The 17016-nt window shown below is 67.3% G+C and carries 12 protein-coding genes; 5 read left to right on the plus strand and 7 right to left on the minus strand.

Going from position 1 to position 17016, the window contains the following annotated elements:
- Positions 1 to 41: 41 nt before the first annotated feature.
- From OG714_RS07830 to asnB, 3 genes are read right to left on the minus strand one after another with little or no spacing between them, the layout of a single operon-like run.
- Positions 42 to 1286, minus strand: a complete 1245-nt coding sequence (locus OG714_RS07830; protein WP_406119529.1) for an MFS transporter — start codon at positions 1284 to 1286, stop codon at positions 42 to 44.
- The gene (locus OG714_RS07835) at positions 1283 to 2320 is read right to left on the minus strand and encodes a diiron oxygenase (RefSeq protein WP_393763862.1); all 1038 of its coding nucleotides are present in this window, start codon (positions 2318 to 2320) and stop codon (positions 1283 to 1285) included. The genes OG714_RS07830 and OG714_RS07835 overlap by 4 nt, the downstream gene beginning before the upstream one ends.
- Before the next feature lie 11 nt (positions 2321 to 2331).
- Complete coding sequence (asnB, locus tag OG714_RS07840; RefSeq protein ID WP_406119531.1) at positions 2332 to 4500, minus strand: asparagine synthase (glutamine-hydrolyzing); 2169 nt, start codon at positions 4498 to 4500, stop codon at positions 2332 to 2334.
- Between the two features lie 643 nt (positions 4501 to 5143).
- On the opposite strand from asnB, the gene OG714_RS07845 reads away from it, so the two are divergent.
- The 3 genes from OG714_RS07845 to OG714_RS07855 all read left to right on the plus strand — a co-directional run bounded on the left by OG714_RS07845 (position 5144) and on the right by OG714_RS07855 (position 9912).
- Entirely contained in the window at positions 5144 to 7957 is a 2814-nt protein-coding gene (locus OG714_RS07845; protein WP_406119532.1) for a type 2 lanthipeptide synthetase LanM family protein, read from the plus strand.
- Positions 7958 to 8337: 380 nt separating this feature from the next.
- Positions 8338 to 9219, plus strand: coding sequence for a class I SAM-dependent methyltransferase (locus tag OG714_RS07850; RefSeq protein ID WP_406119534.1), 882 nt, complete (start codon positions 8338 to 8340; stop codon positions 9217 to 9219).
- A gap of 51 nt (positions 9220 to 9270) precedes the next feature.
- Positions 9271 to 9912: an MSMEG_1061 family FMN-dependent PPOX-type flavoprotein gene (locus OG714_RS07855; RefSeq protein ID WP_406119535.1), complete on the plus strand. Its 642-nt coding sequence runs from the start codon at positions 9271 to 9273 to the stop codon at positions 9910 to 9912.
- Positions 9913 to 10004: 92 nt separating this feature from the next.
- Here OG714_RS07855 and OG714_RS07860 read toward each other — a convergent pair whose 3' ends face one another.
- The 4 genes from OG714_RS07860 to OG714_RS07875 form a co-directional block, all read right to left on the minus strand.
- Positions 10005 to 10880 carry an NAD(P)-dependent oxidoreductase gene (locus OG714_RS07860; RefSeq protein WP_406119536.1) on the minus strand — a complete coding sequence of 292 codons (876 nt, stop codon included), beginning with the start codon at positions 10878 to 10880 and terminating at the stop codon, positions 10005 to 10007.
- Between the two features lie 61 nt (positions 10881 to 10941).
- Complete coding sequence (locus OG714_RS07865) at positions 10942 to 11751, minus strand: hypothetical protein (protein WP_393763873.1); 810 nt, start codon at positions 11749 to 11751, stop codon at positions 10942 to 10944.
- Positions 11752 to 11875: 124 nt separating this feature from the next.
- Positions 11876 to 13153, minus strand: a complete 1278-nt coding sequence (locus tag OG714_RS07870; protein ID WP_406119538.1) for a phosphotransferase — start codon at positions 13151 to 13153, stop codon at positions 11876 to 11878.
- A gap of 133 nt (positions 13154 to 13286) precedes the next feature.
- The gene (locus tag OG714_RS07875; RefSeq protein ID WP_393763876.1) at positions 13287 to 14084 is read right to left on the minus strand and encodes a hypothetical protein; all 798 of its coding nucleotides are present in this window, start codon (positions 14082 to 14084) and stop codon (positions 13287 to 13289) included.
- A gap of 779 nt (positions 14085 to 14863) precedes the next feature.
- Here OG714_RS07875 and OG714_RS07880 point away from each other — a divergent pair.
- The gene (locus OG714_RS07880; RefSeq protein WP_406119540.1) at positions 14864 to 15853 is read left to right on the plus strand and encodes a phytanoyl-CoA dioxygenase family protein; all 990 of its coding nucleotides are present in this window, start codon (positions 14864 to 14866) and stop codon (positions 15851 to 15853) included.
- A 16-nt stretch (positions 15854 to 15869) separates the two neighbouring features.
- Positions 15870 to 16916, plus strand: a complete 1047-nt coding sequence (locus tag OG714_RS07885) for an SGNH/GDSL hydrolase family protein (RefSeq protein WP_406119542.1) — start codon at positions 15870 to 15872, stop codon at positions 16914 to 16916.
- Positions 16917 to 17016 lie beyond the last annotated feature (100 nt).

Consider the following 17016-nt stretch of genomic DNA (forward strand, 5'->3'; position numbering starts at 1 on the left):
CCTTCGCGGCGTTTTCTACACGGGGATGCAGGAGTCCGGTGTCAGGCCCGCACCTCGCTCAGATCTCGAAGCTTCCGCACGGTGCTCATGACGAGTACGACCGGTGCGAACAGGAATCCGGCGCACACCATCCACAGCGCCGTGTGCAGGCCGAACGCGTTGGCCAGTACACCGCTGAGGAGGGCTCCCAGGGGAAGTGCGCCCCACGAGATGAAGCGCACCGTCGCCATGACCCTGGAGAGGAGATCCGGCGGTGACTCCACCTGCCGGTGCGTTCTGGCCATGATGCTGCCGATCACCAGGGCCATCGCCACTCCGGCGTTGCCGATGACGAAGAAGCCGATGGTGCCCCGCGTGGTCGTCATCGGTATCAACAGTGCGAGGACACCGCCGGCGACCGCTGACACGATCATGGCGCGCGCTGTTCCGATCCGCGCCGCGAGCCTGGCCGCCACCATCGAACCGAACAGGGCCCCGACTCCGTCCGAGGCGATCACGAGGCCGACCACGGTGGACGACGCTCCCACCTCCCGCACCAGGTAGAGCGGGGTCAGCGCCATCAGGGCCGCGGTGCAGAAGTTGCTCAACGCCGCCCAGATCATGCACGGTCTCATCACGGGATGCCGCAGCACGAAGAGGCATCCCTCGCGGATGAGCGTCCATACCGGCACCTGCGGCTGCGCCTTGGGCCTCCGCTCGGGAAGCGTCCACAACGTCGCGGCCGACAGGAGGTAGCTGACGCTGTCGATCAGGAGGACGTCGACGGCTCCCACGACCTTGATGAGCACCCCGCTCAGAGACGGTGCTCCGGTCGAGTTGACCGCGTCCGTGCCCGAGATCAGGCTGTTGCGCGCGGTGAGTTCGTCCTTGGAGACCAGCGCCGGCAGGAAGGTGGAGCTGCCGACGTCGAAGAGTACGGTCGCCAGACTTGTGATCAGGGCTGTCAGCAGCAGATGCACGAACGTGAGCCGGTCCAGCCACCAGGCCACCGGCACGGAGCCCATGGCCGTCATACGCACCAGGTCCATCGTCACCTGCAGCCCGCGCAGGGGGACCTTCTGCACGATGACCCCGGCCGGCAGCCCGAGGAACAGCCAGGCGGCCTGGCTCGCGGCGGCCAGCAACGTGACCTGGGAGGTCGTGGCATGCAGGTTGGTGAGTGCCACGAGTGGCAGCGCCACCGACGTCATGTTGGATCCGGCGCTACTGACGGTGGAGGCGAACCAGAAGCGCCAGAAGGTCCGGGAGTCGTTCGTGCCGCGGGTGGCGGCTTGGCTTGTCGTCATCCGGTGAGCTCTCTGGAAGCATCGCCGCGCTCCTCGTACCCCGGTCCCAGCAGCTCGGACTCCTCGAACGCCGCGAGGGTACGCATGTTTTCCAGCGCTCCGACCTCGGCGAGGTAGCGGGTCAGTTGCGACGCCGCTGCGGCGACATCGCTCTGGATCCTGTGCTTCGGCCAGCTCTCCGCGACGACCTGGTCGATCTGCTCGCTGGTCAGGCCGATGTCCCGAAGGTGGTGCGCCGTCTGCGCGTAGTCGGGTTCGAGGAAGGCGTAGACGGCCGCGGGGATCAGCGGGCCGAGGGCCTGTCGTTCGGAGCGCCCCAGGGCCGGCCACAGATGGGAGAGCACGGACCTGAAGTAGACATGGTGGCGGCCTTCGTCCTCCGCGTGGTCACGGATGATGTTGCGCACGGACTGCGGCAGTCTGCTGTCGCGAGGGATCTGGGACAGCATCCCCGAGATGAGGGTCTCGCTCACGATGGCGAACAACAGTCCTTCCACGCCCCTCAGATGCTGCGGCAGCCGGCCGCGTACCTCGTCGAGTCGCAGCAGGAACGCGGGGGGAACGCGAGCCCCTCTCCGCAGCCATGGCACGCGGGTCTCGGCCTCGATCTCGCAGGCGAACTCATGCGAGAACTGGGCGTGCCAGGCCTCGTCCGTGACGATCTTGTACGCGTCGGACCTCATGTGCCCGGGGAGGGCAAGACCCGAACGGCCCCGGCTGATCTTCGTGGCGACGGGGATGACCGCGAGGGTCTCCAGCTCCGTCGTGAACTCCAGGTAGTCGTACAGCCGTTGCAGGAGCAGCCCCTTCACGACGGCACTCCCCTTGGCCGCGACCAGGGGGTGCCGCACCACCGGGTACAGCTCGGGCGGGAAGTAGAGTTCCAGCTCCGCGGCGGCGAAGTGCCGACGGGGGCGGCGGCGTACGCTCGCGAGGTCGTCCCAGCGTTCGAAACGGCTCACGTACTCCGGACCGCGTGGCCGTTCGGCAGCCTCTCCACGGAGCAACTGCTCCTCGAACCGCTGGAGATACATGGGTGCTCCCGTTACGCGACGAAGAGGATCAACCGCTGGTCGACGAGTGTGTCCAGCTCCTCCTCCACGGCCGTGAGTTCGACGCGTGCCTCGCTGAGCACCGTGGCGAGTGTGGCCGTCCCGTCGATCCGCTGCAGCACCCGGACGATCGGGCTGTCCGGTTCGAGTACGAACTCGATCTGCCCGTCGTTCGCGAGGTACCAGTCGCCGCTGTCGTGGGACAGGAGCAGAAGTCCCTTGGCGGAGACGGGTACTCCGTCCAGGTCGTGGCTCCGCCTCGGTTCGAAGAGCTGCTGGGTGTCGGCCACCGGATCGCTCTGCACGCGGAGTTCGGAGCGCACCGTGCCCGCGTTCATCGACTCCAGCTGCGGCGCGGACGTCACCATCTCGGCGAGCAGACCCATGTTGATGATCCGTGTCAGGAGTTCCACGGAGGGCGAGTCGCTCGTCCCGTCCGCGAAGTCGCTCAGCCGCCGTCGGATCACCCCGGCGTCCAGGTAGGCGTCGGCGCCCGGCGCCGCCAGGGCACGCTCGACCAGTTCCTGCCCGTTGCCGTTCATCAGCCTCACCAGCATGCCGTAGGCGTGGTGGGTGCCGCTTCCATAGAAGAAGGGGCCCTTGGGCCGTTCGGCTATGCGCTGCGGGAGCCGCGATCCCACGGCGTCGCGGAGTATCCGTTTGTCCCACAGCAGTCGGGGACGCAGGTGCTCCGGGATGGACGAGGTGAGTTCCACGATCCGGTGATCGAGGAACGGCACGCGTGCCTCGACACCACTGCCGGCCGCGGTCCGGTCCTCGTGCCAGACGTTGTACTGCTGGATCTTGCGGTACTCGGACAGCACGTACGACGCGTAGACGTCGGCGCTCCGGGTCCTTCCCAGGGAGTCGAGGGCGTCGTCGGACAGGAACGACTCGTCCTCGCCCCACCAGTGCCGGAGGCCGGGCAGCCGGTCGAAGTGCGTGGTGCGGTTCATCCCGGTCAGCCCGGCGAGGAAGGACGGCCAGTCGTCGCTCATGCCGTCGGAGTAGCCGCCGTTGAACTCGTCACTGGCGGCTCCGAGCAGCATGCCGCGCAACTCCGGCCGCACTTGGCGGGCGAACCGATGGAGTTCGTGCTTGTAGTACACCTCCGGGCCGACCATGGGGCTCTCGGTGAGCCAGACCAGGCGCCGCCACTCCTCGGGTGTGGGCGTGAGGTCGGGTTCGAAGAGCACCTGATGGTTGTGGACCCCCCACAGACGGGACAGCCAACTGGCGTGCTCCGCGTCCCCGTTGGCGTGTGTGCCACCGCTGAGGACGGTGAACGTGTGGATGTCCTCGACCTGCGTCCTGGCCAGGGCCAGGACGATCGACGAGTCGATCCCTCCGGACAGGAAGAGCCCCAGTTCACTGTCGGCGGTCGCGCAGTCGCGGATCGACGCCTCCAGCAGGTCTCCGTACCGCTCGATGAAGCCCTCGGCGCTGGTCGACTCGTCCGCCTCGGTGGGCAGTTCCCAGTAGCGGTGCTCCGTCGTTCTGCCGTCGCGGAGGTCCACGCGGAGCACCGAGGCCGCCGGCACGCTTTCCACGCCCTCGAACCAGGTGCACATCTGTTCCGCGCTGAACCGGGGTGCGGCGGCGAGGGCGGGCAGGGCCAGAGCCTTGTCCCATGCGAACCGGCGGGGCGTCGCGGGGTCGGCGAAGAGGCCCTTGATCTCGGACGACAGGACGATGCGCTCGTCCGTGCGGTGGTAATACAGCGGCTTGATGCCGAAACGGTCGCGCGCCAGGACGAGTTGTCCGCGGGCACGGTCCCAGAGGACGATCGCGAACATACCGCGCACGTCGCGCAGGAAGTCCAGGCCGTGCTGCCGGTAGAGGTAGAGCAGGACCTCGCAGTCCGAACCCGTCTTCAACCGCACGTCCGACGGAAGGCCGGCGGCGAGCTCCTTGTGGTTGTACACCTCACCGTTGGCGATCAGGACGAGATTGCCGTCGTCGCTGACGAGCGGCTGGGTGCCGTCCTGCGGATCCACCAAGGACAGCCTGGTGAAGGCAAGACCCACCGGACCGCTTCGCAGCAACTCGCGCTCGTCAGGGCCACGGTGGTGCAGCAGGTCGGCGAAGTCGTTCAGAAGGGCATCGAACTCCGGCCCGAGGTCCTGTCCGTCGAGCCGGGCAACGCCTGCGAGTCCACACATGAATCGTCCTTCAGTGGTGCGTTACCCGATTCCCGGATTTGAGCGGTAAGTGCGCCCCGGTGACGGGGCGCACTTACCAGCGGCCATGATCAGACCGTCCCACGCAGGACAGTGCCCTGGGTGACGGGCTTGGCGGCGGGCTTCGTGTACTTACGCATGCAGATCCCCTCCTCTCGTAATGGCGTACCGGCTCAGACTCCTGCGGCATTGAAACCGCTGGTGTCCGGTTCACCGGCCGATGAAGTGAAGCACGGGAGCAGCGGGCTCGACCAGATGTTTCGCCTCTCACCGAATCACCCTTTCCATTTGTCCGGATCGCGCGCGGATTGCCAGGAGTGCGTCGGCTGCTCCTCGTTCTTCGCGCCGCCATAAAACACCCCCGTCACTGTCTCGACCTGCACTTGTCATTCGGTGTGCGCGGCTGTATAGATGGAATGCTCCCTGGACGTGTGCGGCGTCACCGGCCGGATGCGTCGAATGCCTCGTACGGCCTTTCTTTCCTCTCATATAGCGGCCCGAATAGAGAGGTGCGCGGAGCCATCACCCGCCCTGCCGAAATCATTGATCTCGGAGTGAGATTGTGACGCACAGCCAGGACCATCCATCCTCAGGTGCCACGGACGCGACCGGGGAACTCCGTGATGTGTGGCACCGTTTCCCGGGCCGCTCATGGCCGGGAGAAGTCGCCGACGAGGACAGGGAACTTCTGGGCTGGATCGGCCCGCTCGCCGTGTCGGCACAGGGAAACCTGCGCCGACGGCTCGGTGAGTCGAATCCCGGGCTGGGCCTGCTGGACCACTCCCACGCGTTTCTCGCGCTTCCTTCCTCCCGCTTCCTGGCCATGGTGAAGCCGATGTTGGTTGAGGAGCTGAAGGCGGCACGGAGGAACCGCGAGCCGGACGCGCAGGATGCGGGAAACCGAGGTTTCGAGCGCTTCACCACCTCGCTCCGTGACCCGGAGACCGCCGTCGGCCTGCTGCGGAAATACCCCGCGCTGGCCAGGGAACTGGTCGCGGAATTCGACCGCTGGGTGGCCTTTCGTCTGGAATTCGTGACGAATCTGGTGACCGACCTGCCCCTCCTCCGCGAAGGGCTGGCGGTGACGGCCGCGTCCGCGGCCGATGTGGAAGCCGTCGACTTCGGCGCGGGAGACGCCCACAACGAGGGGAAGGCGGTGGCCGTGGTCTCCTTCCATGGGGGACCCAAGGTTGTTTACAAGCCGCGCTCCCTCGCCTGCGACGCGGTGTTCGCGGAATTCGTCGACTGGCTCGGCGACCGGGGTCTGACGCACCGTCTCCGCGCCGCGCGCGTCCTCGACCGCGGTACCCACGGGTGGTCGGCGCACTACGCGCCGGCTCCGTGCGCCGACGACGGGTCCTTGCGACGCTTCTACTGGCGGCAGGGCGCGTTCCTCGCCGTGTTCCACCTGCTGCGCGGCTACGACATGCACTTCGAGAACCAGGTGGCGGTCGGTGACAACCCCGTCTACTTCGACTTGGAAGCGCTGTTCCACACGGAGCCCTCGGACCCGGGCTGGCTCGACGACGCGGAGGACGTGGTGGCACGGCGTCTCCGCGACTCCGTGCTGGCGGTGGGCCTCCTGCCGCACCGGCTCATCCGGACCGACGAACACGGCGTTCGGGCCATGGAGATGAGCGGCCTGGCCGGTGGTGCGGCACCTGGCGAGTTCTGGGCCCACCCCAGCACCGAGTACCGCGATCCCGGCACGGACCGCATGGAACCGGTCCCGGCGTTCCACTCGGTCGGGGAGTACGGCAACCGCCCCTCCGCCGTGGGCCGCAGTCACGCCCCGGAGGACATGGCTGATGACCTGATCTCGGGCTTCACCCACTGTTATCGCCTTCTGCTCGCTCAGCGTCCGGCGCTGTCGCGGGCCGACGGGCCGCTGGCGCGGTTCTCCCAGGTCCCGGTGCGGGCGGTGCTGCGCGACACCTTCCAGTACCGCGCCGTACTCACCGAGTCCTGGAACCCGGCCCTGCTCACAGATCCGGACCAGCGCCACGCCCACCTCGGGAGCCTCGCACGGTACGACGTCGGCAACGCCATCGAGGACAGCGAGTGGCGGCAGCTCGCGTGCGGCGACATACCCGCCTTCCAGACCACCTCGGACGGCACCGATGTCAGAGACCACTCCGGGGTCCTGCAGAGGGACTTCTTCTCGCGAAGTGGCGCGGACGGTGTGCGGAATCGCCTCGCGTCCTTCTCGGAGGAGGACCTGCGGGAACAGATCTGGTTCGTCGAGACTTCGTTCGCCACCCGCCAGGAGGGCGGTCACCTGTGCCGCCCAGGTTCTTCCGCGTCCGGGGCCGCGTCCCCCGGTCTCGATCTGGATCTGGATCTGGCAGTCTCCGCCGCCCAAGGCATCGGGGACCGGATATGCGACTCGGTGATCCATGGCGAGGGAGGACTGGTCGAATGGCCTTCGCTCCGCATGGCGGGTGACCGTTACTGGTTCGTGGAGGCCGGTGGTATGGGCCTCTACCGCGGTGTCAGCGGCATCGCGCTCTTCCTCGCCGAGCTGGGCCGGTTCACCGGTACGGACCGCTACCGCACACTGGCCCAGGACATCCTCGCCGCCCTCCTGGACCCCGACGACATGCCCGAACCGGAGGAGCTGGCGGGCCTGGACATCGGGGGATACGGCGAACTGGGGGGTGTTCTCTACCTCCTGACCCGGGTGGGCGAGATCTGGGATGCCCCCGAACTCCTCCGTTCCGCCCACCGGCTCGTGCCGGCGTTCACCGCGGCCCTCGACGCACCGCAGCCCCTGGACGTCATGACCGGGGTGGCCGGGGCGGCACTGGCCCTCGTCGCCCTCCACAGGGCCGACCCCCGCGCCCAGGCCCTGGAGGTCATCCGTGCCGCCGGGGCGAAGCTTGCCGACATGGAGGAGTCCACCGCCCCCGGATTCGCCCACGGCCTGGCGGGCAGGGCCCACGCGTTGACGGCTGTCGCGACCCTGACGAGCGACACGACACTGCTGGACAAGGCGGCCGAGGCGCGCAAACGCGTCGCCGGCGCGCGTCTTGCCTCAGCCTCCTGGTGCCGCGGGAACGCCGGTCTCGTCATGGCCGAAGTCGGCAGTCAGCGACTCGTCGACGGTGTCGGGTACCAGCGGCACCCCGGGCTGGACCTCGTCGAAGCGGCCGCGGTCCAGGGGGTCTGCAACGATTCGCTCTGTCACGGCACACTCGGTCTGGTCGAAGCGCTCCTGACCACCGCCGAGCACACGGGCAGCGAGGAACTGCTGCGAGCCGCGCGGGGTGCGGCAGCCGGCGTCGCCCGACGGGTGGCCGTCGGGCGGGTGGTGACCGGTGCCCCCCGGGGCACGTGGACGCCCGGTCTCCTGGACGGAGCCGCCGGAATCGGGTACGGCCTGCTGAGGACCGCGGCACCGTGGCGAGTGCCTAACGTGCTCCTGCTGTCCGCCCTGTAACAGCCCACCTGGTGACCGACGCGACAGATCCACCGGCCGCCGTGGCCCAGCGCTGACCGGCATGGTCCCCTCAACGCTGACGTGGGGCATGAAGGGGGCCGGAACTGAAACTCGGCGACATCACTCCCATGAAGCCACACCCCGATGTGCTCGCATCAGTGCGCACATACCGGAAGCGTGTTGAAAGTCTCCACCAGTTTCCGTGAGCCCGACATCATGGTCAGGACGAAAAGGATGAATCAATCGCTTCACCGGGCGCCTCGCATCGCCGACGAATCGAGGTCTCATCCACAACGACGTCCCGCATCATTTCCCTTGTCCAGAAATGCACTCAGTGAACGATGCACACTCGAACATTGACAGCCGGACGGAGTGCAATCATGCTGTCACGCATGCCTGCTTTTCCACGGAAGGAAAAACCCTTCACGTACTTCAGCGGCGACGCTGCTCTCTACGACCAATCAAGGCCCGCATATCCGGAACCGATGATTTCTCGAATCGTCGCCGCGATGCCTGGACGTAGCGTGGTCAATGTCGGGTGCGGCACCGGCATCGAGGCCCGACAGTTCCAGGCGGCCGGGTGCACCGTGCTCGGGGTGGACCCCGATGCGCAGATGGCGGAGTACGCCCACAGCACCGGTGTCGAGGTCGAGGTCGCGGCGTTCGAGACCTGGGCTTCGGCGGGCCGCGTGTTCGACGCGGTCGTCGCCGGGACGGCCTGGCACTGGGTGGACCCGGTGGCCGGGGCAGCCAAGGCAGCACGGGTACTGAGGCCCGGCGGCGTGCTCGCACCGTTCCACCACTCGTCCCACACCCCGCACGAGCTGGTCGATGCCGTCGGCGGGAGCGCGCTGCCCGCCTGGACCACGCGCTCCGCGGAGGCGTACCAGCGAGTCGCGCCTGACTCCGAGTTCGACGCCGCCGGCCGTCGGAGATCGGCCATGGATCTCTATCAGCCGATGTTCGACAAGATCGCCGACGCGATCCGGGAGACGGGCGTTTTCGGCCAACCCGAGGAGTGGCGGCTCGACTGGGAGCAGAGGTACTCACGAGACGAGTGGCTCGCCCTGGTCCCCACGCAGACCGCCCTCGCCGGGCTTTCGCCGGACAGGATGGCTCAGATACTGGAAGCCACGGCGAAGGCAATTGACAAAATGGGCGGCAGCTTCACCATGACCTACACCACCGTCGTCGTGACGGCGGTGCGTGCGAATACCGGGAGCTGGGTCGGTCCGGCCGAGCACGGCACCCTGCAGAGCTGACTCGTCCTCATGCAGCTTCGGCGCTCGTAAACACCGCGGGAGAAGGTTCTCTTGAGAGCCCATCAGCACACCGGATACACAGAAGTCGGTTCCGCCGATGAATTGCGCGGGCTGCTTGGTGAGCCCAATCAGCGCGCGGTGAACAGGGCACGCCCTCGGCTGCACGAATACGACAAGCAATGGCTCACCATCTCGCCGTACTGCGTACTGGCGACTTCGGATGTTCACGGCAGATGCACGGCATCCGGGAGGGGTGACCCTGCTGGGCATCTTTTCCACGTCCTCGATGACACGACGATCGCCCTGCCCGAACGGCCCGGCAACAAGCGTGGCGACAGCCTCTTCAATATTCTGAGCAATCCACGCGTCGGGATCATCTCCCTGGTCCCCGGCTCCACATCGGTGCTGCTCGTCAACGGGCGAGGCCGCGTTCTCCGGGACGCGCCCTTCTTCGAAGCGATGACGCTCCGCGGGCACCGACCGAAACTCGCACTGCTGGTCGAGGTGGAGGAAGTCACCTACAACTGTCCCAAATCGTTGATTCGGTCCGGGCTCTGGCAGCCGGAGAGCTGGCAGCCGGAGGTGCTTCCCTCGCTCGCCACGCTGATCAAGGCGGTCGAGGCACCTCCTCAGACCGTGCAGGAGCTGGAGGACCACTACGCCCCGCAGAACTACTCCAAGCGTCTCTACTGACCAGCTCCCGGAGGGGAGTTGCGGCCTCCCGGTCCTGTCGCGCCCCTCATCATGAGGCGTACGGAACCAGGGGCGGTATCCCCGGGACCACCTCAGTCGGCCGACGGCCCAGGCGGCTTCTGGCCGCGCAGGAAGCCTGCCAGAACGGAGTAGTCCAGGTCCCCCAGTCCCGCAGCCATCGCCTCCCCGGCCAGCAACCGCGCCTGCCCCGCCAGGCGCAACCGCGTTCCGTGGTGGGCGGCCGTCGCCTCCGCGATCTCCATGTCCTTGGCGAAGAGCCTCAGCCGCGAGTCCGCGGGGAACTCGCCGCCCTCGATCATCGCCCGCTTGCGGACAACCAGTGGCCCGACCCGGGTGCGCTCGAGTTCGTCGAGCGTCAGGTACGGGTCGAGGCCCAATGTGTCGGCGAGGGCCAGTCCTTCGGCCAACAGAGCCATCATGGGCGAGACACACGCGTTCAGGACGCATTTCAGAGCCGCCGCGGCTCCCAGCGGGCCGCAGGGCACCACCGTCCCCAGCGTCTCAAGTACCGGCCTGGCGAGGGCACATGCCTCGTCGCCACCACCGGTCAGGACTCGGAGCTGCCCAGTCACCACCTGGGGAACGCTGCCCGTCACCGGCGAGTCGAGCAGGTGCACGTCCGGCGGCAGCCCCCTGGCCAGCTCGACGATCTCATGCGGTGCGATCGTCGACATCTGCGCGATCACCCGCGGCCGGCCGGCCACCATCCCCTCCGGCCCGCTCATCACCGACCGCACGGCGTTGGCGTCGCTCACCAGCACGATGGCCACCTGGGCACCCGCCGTGGCCGCCGCGGGTGACGGTGCCACCGTCACCCCGCTCTCCATGAAGGGCGCAGTCCTGGCCGGAGTGCGGTCCCACACACTGACGCCGTACCCGGCTTGCGCCAGCCGTACGGCGACCGGCCCACCCATCAGTCCGAGGCCGCAGACTGCCACGGCGATCACCCGGCCTCCCAGCGGAACGTTGTGGTCTCGACGTGTCCAGCCCCCCGGCACCGAACCGGACTCATCGCACCAGCTCCACTGCCCCCGTGGGATGCGCACCGGACAACGTCCGCGCCGAGGCCAGCAAGGCATCGAGATCGGCGTCCGACCCGGACACGTGCAGGTCGGTGAGCATCCCGCTCGGCGGCATCAGCGCCTGGAGCCACGCCGGGCACGACACCTCCACCGGGTCACCGCACGCCTCACGCCATTTCGCCGAGAGGGCGATGTCGAACCCGGTACCCGACCGCCTGGCCGTGATCTCAGCCGGTCCACGCCGCGAGCGGTACTTCGAGGGCGCACTGTGTGCGGCGTCGGCGCCCGTCCCGTCGTCGGCGGGGCCCGAGTACATGTTGAACACCATGGCCGGACCGTCGAGCACGTACGTCAGGTGCCAGGCGCCGAACGGCACCACCGCCAACTCCCCGGACCGGCACACCTGGAAGCCCACGAACGCCTCGTCGCCGGACTCGTCGGCCATGCTGCTCAGCATGAGCACACGCCCGCTGAGCACCTGGAAGATCTCCAGCTGGTCGGCGGGGTTCCAGTGCCCGGTCGAGCGGAATGGCTCACCGCCGGGCAGCGTGCCGTGCTCGTAGACGACCAGGTCGGCGGACCATAAGGTGCCCCCGGCTCCCGCGGGGCCCTGCTCGGCCACCCGAGAGGGAAGCACGTCCCGGGCCGCGGAGTACAGGCGCGGATCGGAGCCGTCCGCGACCGCCGCCGCCATCGCGGCCGAGTCCGCGAAGAGTGCCTCTGGCCCGCTCTCCGCACCCTCTTGGAAGAAGTCCGAGAGACGCCGCTCCATGAGACGGTTGCCAGTGAGCTCCACAGAACACCTCATATCGTCATGCTCGAACATCCTTCGAGCGGTATCAGCTCTTACGAAAGCGGGGCGAACGGGATTTGCGACGGAGACCGGCCTCGAAGGGAGTCCTGGCGACCGGACAGAGCGGTCACTGCGGGGATGAGGAGGCCGTGGCCCACCCGTTGATCGTTGCCAAGCAGTCCAGATGCGCCGCGGGGTCGCTCTCGGGATCGTCGGGACCGGACAACAGGTTGTCGAGCAGCAGTAGCCCGCTGAGGTAGAGGCCCAGGGCGAGTTCGCGGCGAGCGGCCCATCCGGAGGCCCCGGGAAACTCGCGGTCCGTCCTGTCGGAAAGCCGGCAGGCCGCCTCCGACAGGACGTGGAAAGTGTGCGTGTAGAGGAGCCTTCGGGGCCACAGCGGGTCGCTACGGCTGAGTTCACGGAAGAACTCCACAGTCATCAGCATGGCGGGCAAGTCCACCGCGGCGCTGCCGTACGCCGGGAGCGGGCGACGCAGCCGAATCTCGTGGCTGAGGGAGCTGTCCTGGCTGATCTCGAATCCACCGCCGATCGCGGCATCGAACAGGGTCAGACTGAACAGCGCCTTCGCGGCGTCGTACACCGGATCCCAGTATTCCTCGATACCGCGCGGATCCAGCACGGTGAACCGCGGGCCGGGTATCGGGTCGACGCCGCTGCCGGGCCCCTCCTCCGTGCGGATGATGAGGTTGCCCAAGTTCAGGTCGCCATGCACCGGGTAGTACAGCCGCGCCGGCTCGATCGCGGCGAGCACGTCCGGCCGAGAAGCGACCCGGCGGAGCAGCTCGCGGACGGACGGAACCCGGCGCCCGTTCACCCGCAGCTCCGTATCTCCCACCAGCGGCCCCAAGTGCTGCTGGAGCAGTGGCAATCGGCGAGAGAGACGGTCCATGTGGGTGCCGAAACCGTGGCCCGGCGGGGCTGGCACCACGTCGGCCGCGTAGCCATGGGTGCCGAGCACCGCGAACACCGACCGCAGCGTGGCCAGGAACCGTCGCCTGCCCTGATCCCCGTCGTGCAGCAGCATGGTGGGAGAGACCCCGTCGATCCGGGGCATCGCGTACGCTCCCCAGCCCGGCCCCCGCCACTGGCCGACGAGCGGCACGTAGTAGGGCGAGAGGTACGGCAGTTCCCTGTGAATCCGGGAGATCTGTGCGGGCTTCCGGAGGAAGGAGCCCAAGTCGTGGCCATCCACCACACCGGCTCCGGCGCGCAGGACCTTGACCACGACCGCCTTCGCGTCCTCGTCCTCGCACAGGTACACGTGCGCAGGAGTACCGCCGCCGCCGAGTGTGAGCGCCCGCCGCAGCTTGAGTTCCTCGCGCACCCCCGGGGGGATCTGTTCCAGGGAGTCCGCTGCGGAAGAAGGCACCCCCGTGCTGATCATCGATGTATCCGCCCTTCGCACCGCGTACGAATTGACAGTGGTCGCGCCTTCTCGCCGGTTGACGCCGGGCCCGACGCACTCGCACCCGGTGGCGCTGTCACGCGACCGCGACCGCGCGCGGGCCGGCGCAGAACTACGCAGTCCCCTGAAGGGGCCCGGCCGCCTGCCACGCCGACGCGACATCGGCAACCACGATTTCGTTGACGGCGTCGAGGACCTCTTCGGCGGTGGCGCCGTCTCCGTCGACGATGTGCCAGCCCCATTGGGTGGCCATCCGTTCGTACTCCGCCAGCAGAGCGCTCTGCAGTTCCATGAAGGACGTCCGGCCCGCCCGGCCGGCGAAGCCCATGTCCTCCACCGGCCCGACGCCGCCACGCCGCGCTGTGATGCGCCGATAGCACTCCTCCGGCGTGACGCGCAGGAAGATTCCGATGTCGGGCTGCATATACCGGGTGGAGTAGCAGTCGGTGATGAAGTCGCGCATCCTGGCAATGATCTCGCCGGAGAGGTCGTCGTGCGGGACCTCTCCGGCCACGCGCAGCACCTTCATCACGTTCTTGTAGCCGAAGCTCTCCGTGACGACGATCCTGCCGCTGGACGCACTCTCGTTGATGAACTCCGCTTGGATCAGCATGTCGGCCACGAATTCAAGCATCGCGGATGTCGCCATGCCGGAGCGGTGGACGCCAACCGGGGAAACAGTGCCGTCCTGTTCGAGTTTGGCGCGCGTGAAATCCTCGTAGAGAGGCGGACCGTGTTGCACACGGAGCGAGGACGCATCCTCGGCGCCACCGTAGCGCGACCGCCATGTCTCCACGAGGAGCTGTCGCAGAGTGATGTGAGGGAATTCGACCCGGTCCACCTGGGCGGCGATATCCCGCCATCTCAGAAACTCGGACTTGTATCCCTGGTCGGCCAGCCGTGCGGTCAAGCCGTGAGCGACAGTGGTCTTACCAGCTCCGTCCAGCCCTAGGATTCCTACATAGAATCCTCGGCCGGCTCCAGCTGTATCCGTCATAGCCATGGAAATGCTTTCATGTCAGTTCAGCATCCATTCGCTCGATCCCTAGCAGTACCACAGCGCGCCATGTGTGCGCGAGGAATTACTCACCACTCAGTCGTCCCGTTGAGGTCGCAGACCCACATAAGCTAGCTGGCAGCCGGACGTACGGCAAGGGCATCAGAGCCGGGGCGGGTTGCCGCTTCCGCGCCGAGAACCCACGGAATGCAGGGAACAGTCCGATACAGCGCGGGTTCGGATGAACGCCGGTCCCATGGGCACGGGTTAGCGATGTCGCGCCTTACGCGGGCTTCGAACTTTCGATCCCGCGGTGGGGATGTGTCGCCCCCAACCAGCGCCGGAAAATCGGAATCAAAGCTTCCGTCAAACGCGAACGTCCGCAATTGACGGACCATGGGCGGCTTACCCGATTGCCGCTTCCGAACCTGGACCCCATAGACCTGATCAAAACAACGGACATAGCGGATTCAACCCGGCTATCAGGACGTTGACTCGCTCCGATCTCGGTGATTAGCTCGCTGTTCAAGGAAGATGAAGCGGGATGTTTAGATGCCCGCTCCTGCCTCTTGCACTCAGCGCGCCGGAGCCGCCAGGACCGGCTCCAGTCGACGCGCTCGGGATTCAAGCTCCGGTACATCGCTTCATGGTGAAGAAACTCCTGACGGCAGAGATTCGGAACGGAGTACATGATGGCCAACATCGAACATGACTGGCGTGGGCTCAGCAACGAGGAACTCTCGCAGTACGCGACCCAGGGGTACCTCCATCTGCGCGGGCTGTTCAACGAGGCGGAGATCGACCTCGGGCGGGAGATCGTCGACCGGGCCGTGGATGCCCTGATCGTCGACGGCGAGGATCCGGTGCCTTACCACGCCAGCTACTTCGACGAGGGCAGCAGGAAAGATCTGGTGCGGGTGCGCAACGCGATAGCCCAGCAACGCGCGCTGGCGTACTTCCTCGACCACCCACGGCTGGTCGGGCCGATGGTCTCGCTGCTCGGCGAGGGGCTGCACGTGCTGGGCACGGAAGTCTTCTACCGTGACATCGACCAGGCGCCCCACGAGCCCTGGCACGTCGACGGTGGCTCCGCGATGCACGACGTGAACATCGACCACTCGGGACGCAGTCTGCAGGCCAAGGCGCAGATCTTCCTCACCGAGGTGTCCGAGCCCCGTTCCGGGAACTTCCTGTTGATCCCGGGCAGCCACACAGGGCCCGCCCCCACCGCCACCGACATTGAGGAGCTGAACAGGCAGCAGCGCGCGGGAGGCGTCCCCGGGGCGGTGACCGTACGCGCGAAACCCGGTGACGTGCTGCTGTTCCCGTACTCGCTGTGGCACGCCGTCGACTGCAACGTCCACGCGCCGCGTAAGAGCTTCATCCTGCGCTTCGGGCACCTGTGGCACCGGCCGCACGACTACCACGCGCAACCTCCCACCGTGCTCGACGACCTCTCGCCGCGCCTACGCCGGATGTTCGGCGACTTCGGGGCGACGGGACACCCGATGGACCACTACAAACCGACCGACCAGACGACGGTGATGGGCCGCGGCGGCGACTACACCCGGCTGGTCCCGGCTCCGCTCCTCGAACAGCACGGCAAGGACGCGTACGGGCCCGCGTCCTGGGCGGCCGACACACCGTGGACGGTCTGCAACAACGCTCCGGTACCGCGATGAGCGGCGGGGGGACGCTGTGGCTGTGAAGCTCCAACGGTATGAACTAACGCCGCAAATGCGGGATTACGACGAGTTCAACGACGCCGGGCGGCGTCATTACCTGCCCTACCTCATGTACTTCGGACGGCCTGATTTCATCTCGCCGACTGTCAACACCGACCGGTCCGGCTTCCGCGTCAGCACCGGGCCGGACGGGACCAAGGCGTCCGCCGCGGGGCATGTCCCGCCGGGACCGGTGCGTATCCTCACCGGCGGCTCGACCGCCCTCGGCGTAGGCGCCACCAGCGACGACAGTACGCTGGCATCCCTGCTGTGGAGCCGGTACGCCCCGTCCGAACCGTGGCTCAACTTCGCCGGCCACTGCTTCAACCCGGCCCAGGAAGCACTGCTTTTCACGCTGTACCGGAACCTGCTGGGCAACATCAGCGAGATCGTCATCTGTTCTGGCGTCAACGCCATGATGCTCGCGCGGCTGCCCGAGTGGCAGCAGGGTGATCATGGCGCCTTCTTCTTCTGCGGCGAGTACTTCGAGAAAATGGAGGAGCTGCGGGAGCAGAACCGGGACCGGTCCAGGCGCTTCGGCCGCCGGGCGAAAGCGTCGTCCTCACCAGCCGGCGTCGCGACCTTCGACGACGTGCGCCGCGACATCACCACGGTCATCGACTCCGCGGCGGACACCACGCTCCGCCAGCTCGACACGTGGCAGCGCGTAGCCGGTCCTGAGACACGTATTTCGTACGTTCTCCAGCCGATGTCCCGGTGGATGCGTCAGACCTCCACACCGCAGGAGGAGATCCTCTTCGAGGAGAGGGACCGAATCTACAAGCGGGGGGTGTGGGAGGAACTCTACGGGGACGTCGCGACGACAGAGGTCGCGCGAACCTTCGCCGCGGCGCTTCGCGTCGGCTGCGAGAAGCGGGGAGTCCGGTTCCTCGATCTGAACCCCGTCGTCGCCGAGGCGACGACCCCGCACGACTGGCTCTTCGTCGACCGCGTGCACTACAACGACACGGGCCACGACATCGTCGCCAGAACCATGGCCGAAGCACTCGAGCTCTCCTAGGCCCCAGCGTCTCCAGACACGCGGTGCGCGTGCTGCCCAAGCGAGGTGTGGCATGTCTTTCATACGCATGATCGTCGACAAGATCTTCCGGCGCCGGAAA

It is taken from the genome of Streptomyces sp. NBC_00989 (assembly GCF_045162655.1).
Lineage (GTDB): Bacteria > Actinomycetota > Actinomycetes > Streptomycetales > Streptomycetaceae > Streptomyces.

Bases quoted from the DNA above. Each gene is read 5' to 3' on its own strand.
- OG714_RS07830 (WP_406119529.1), bottom strand. From the start codon at position 1,286: ATGACGACAAGCCAAGCCGCCACCCGCGGCACGAACGACTCCCGGACC.
- OG714_RS07835 (WP_393763862.1), bottom strand. From the start codon at position 2,320: ATGTATCTCCAGCGGTTCGAGGAGCAGTTGCTCCGTGGAGAGGCTGCC.
- asnB (WP_406119531.1), bottom strand. From the start codon at position 4,500: ATGTGTGGACTCGCAGGCGTTGCCCGGCTCGACGGACAGGACCTCGGG.
- OG714_RS07850 (WP_406119534.1), top strand. From the start codon at position 8,338: ATGCTGTCACGCATGCCTGCTTTTCCACGGAAGGAAAAACCCTTCACG.
- OG714_RS07870 (WP_406119538.1), bottom strand. From the start codon at position 13,153: ATGATCAGCACGGGGGTGCCTTCTTCCGCAGCGGACTCCCTGGAACAG.
- OG714_RS07880 (WP_406119540.1), top strand. From the start codon at position 14,864: ATGGCCAACATCGAACATGACTGGCGTGGGCTCAGCAACGAGGAACTC.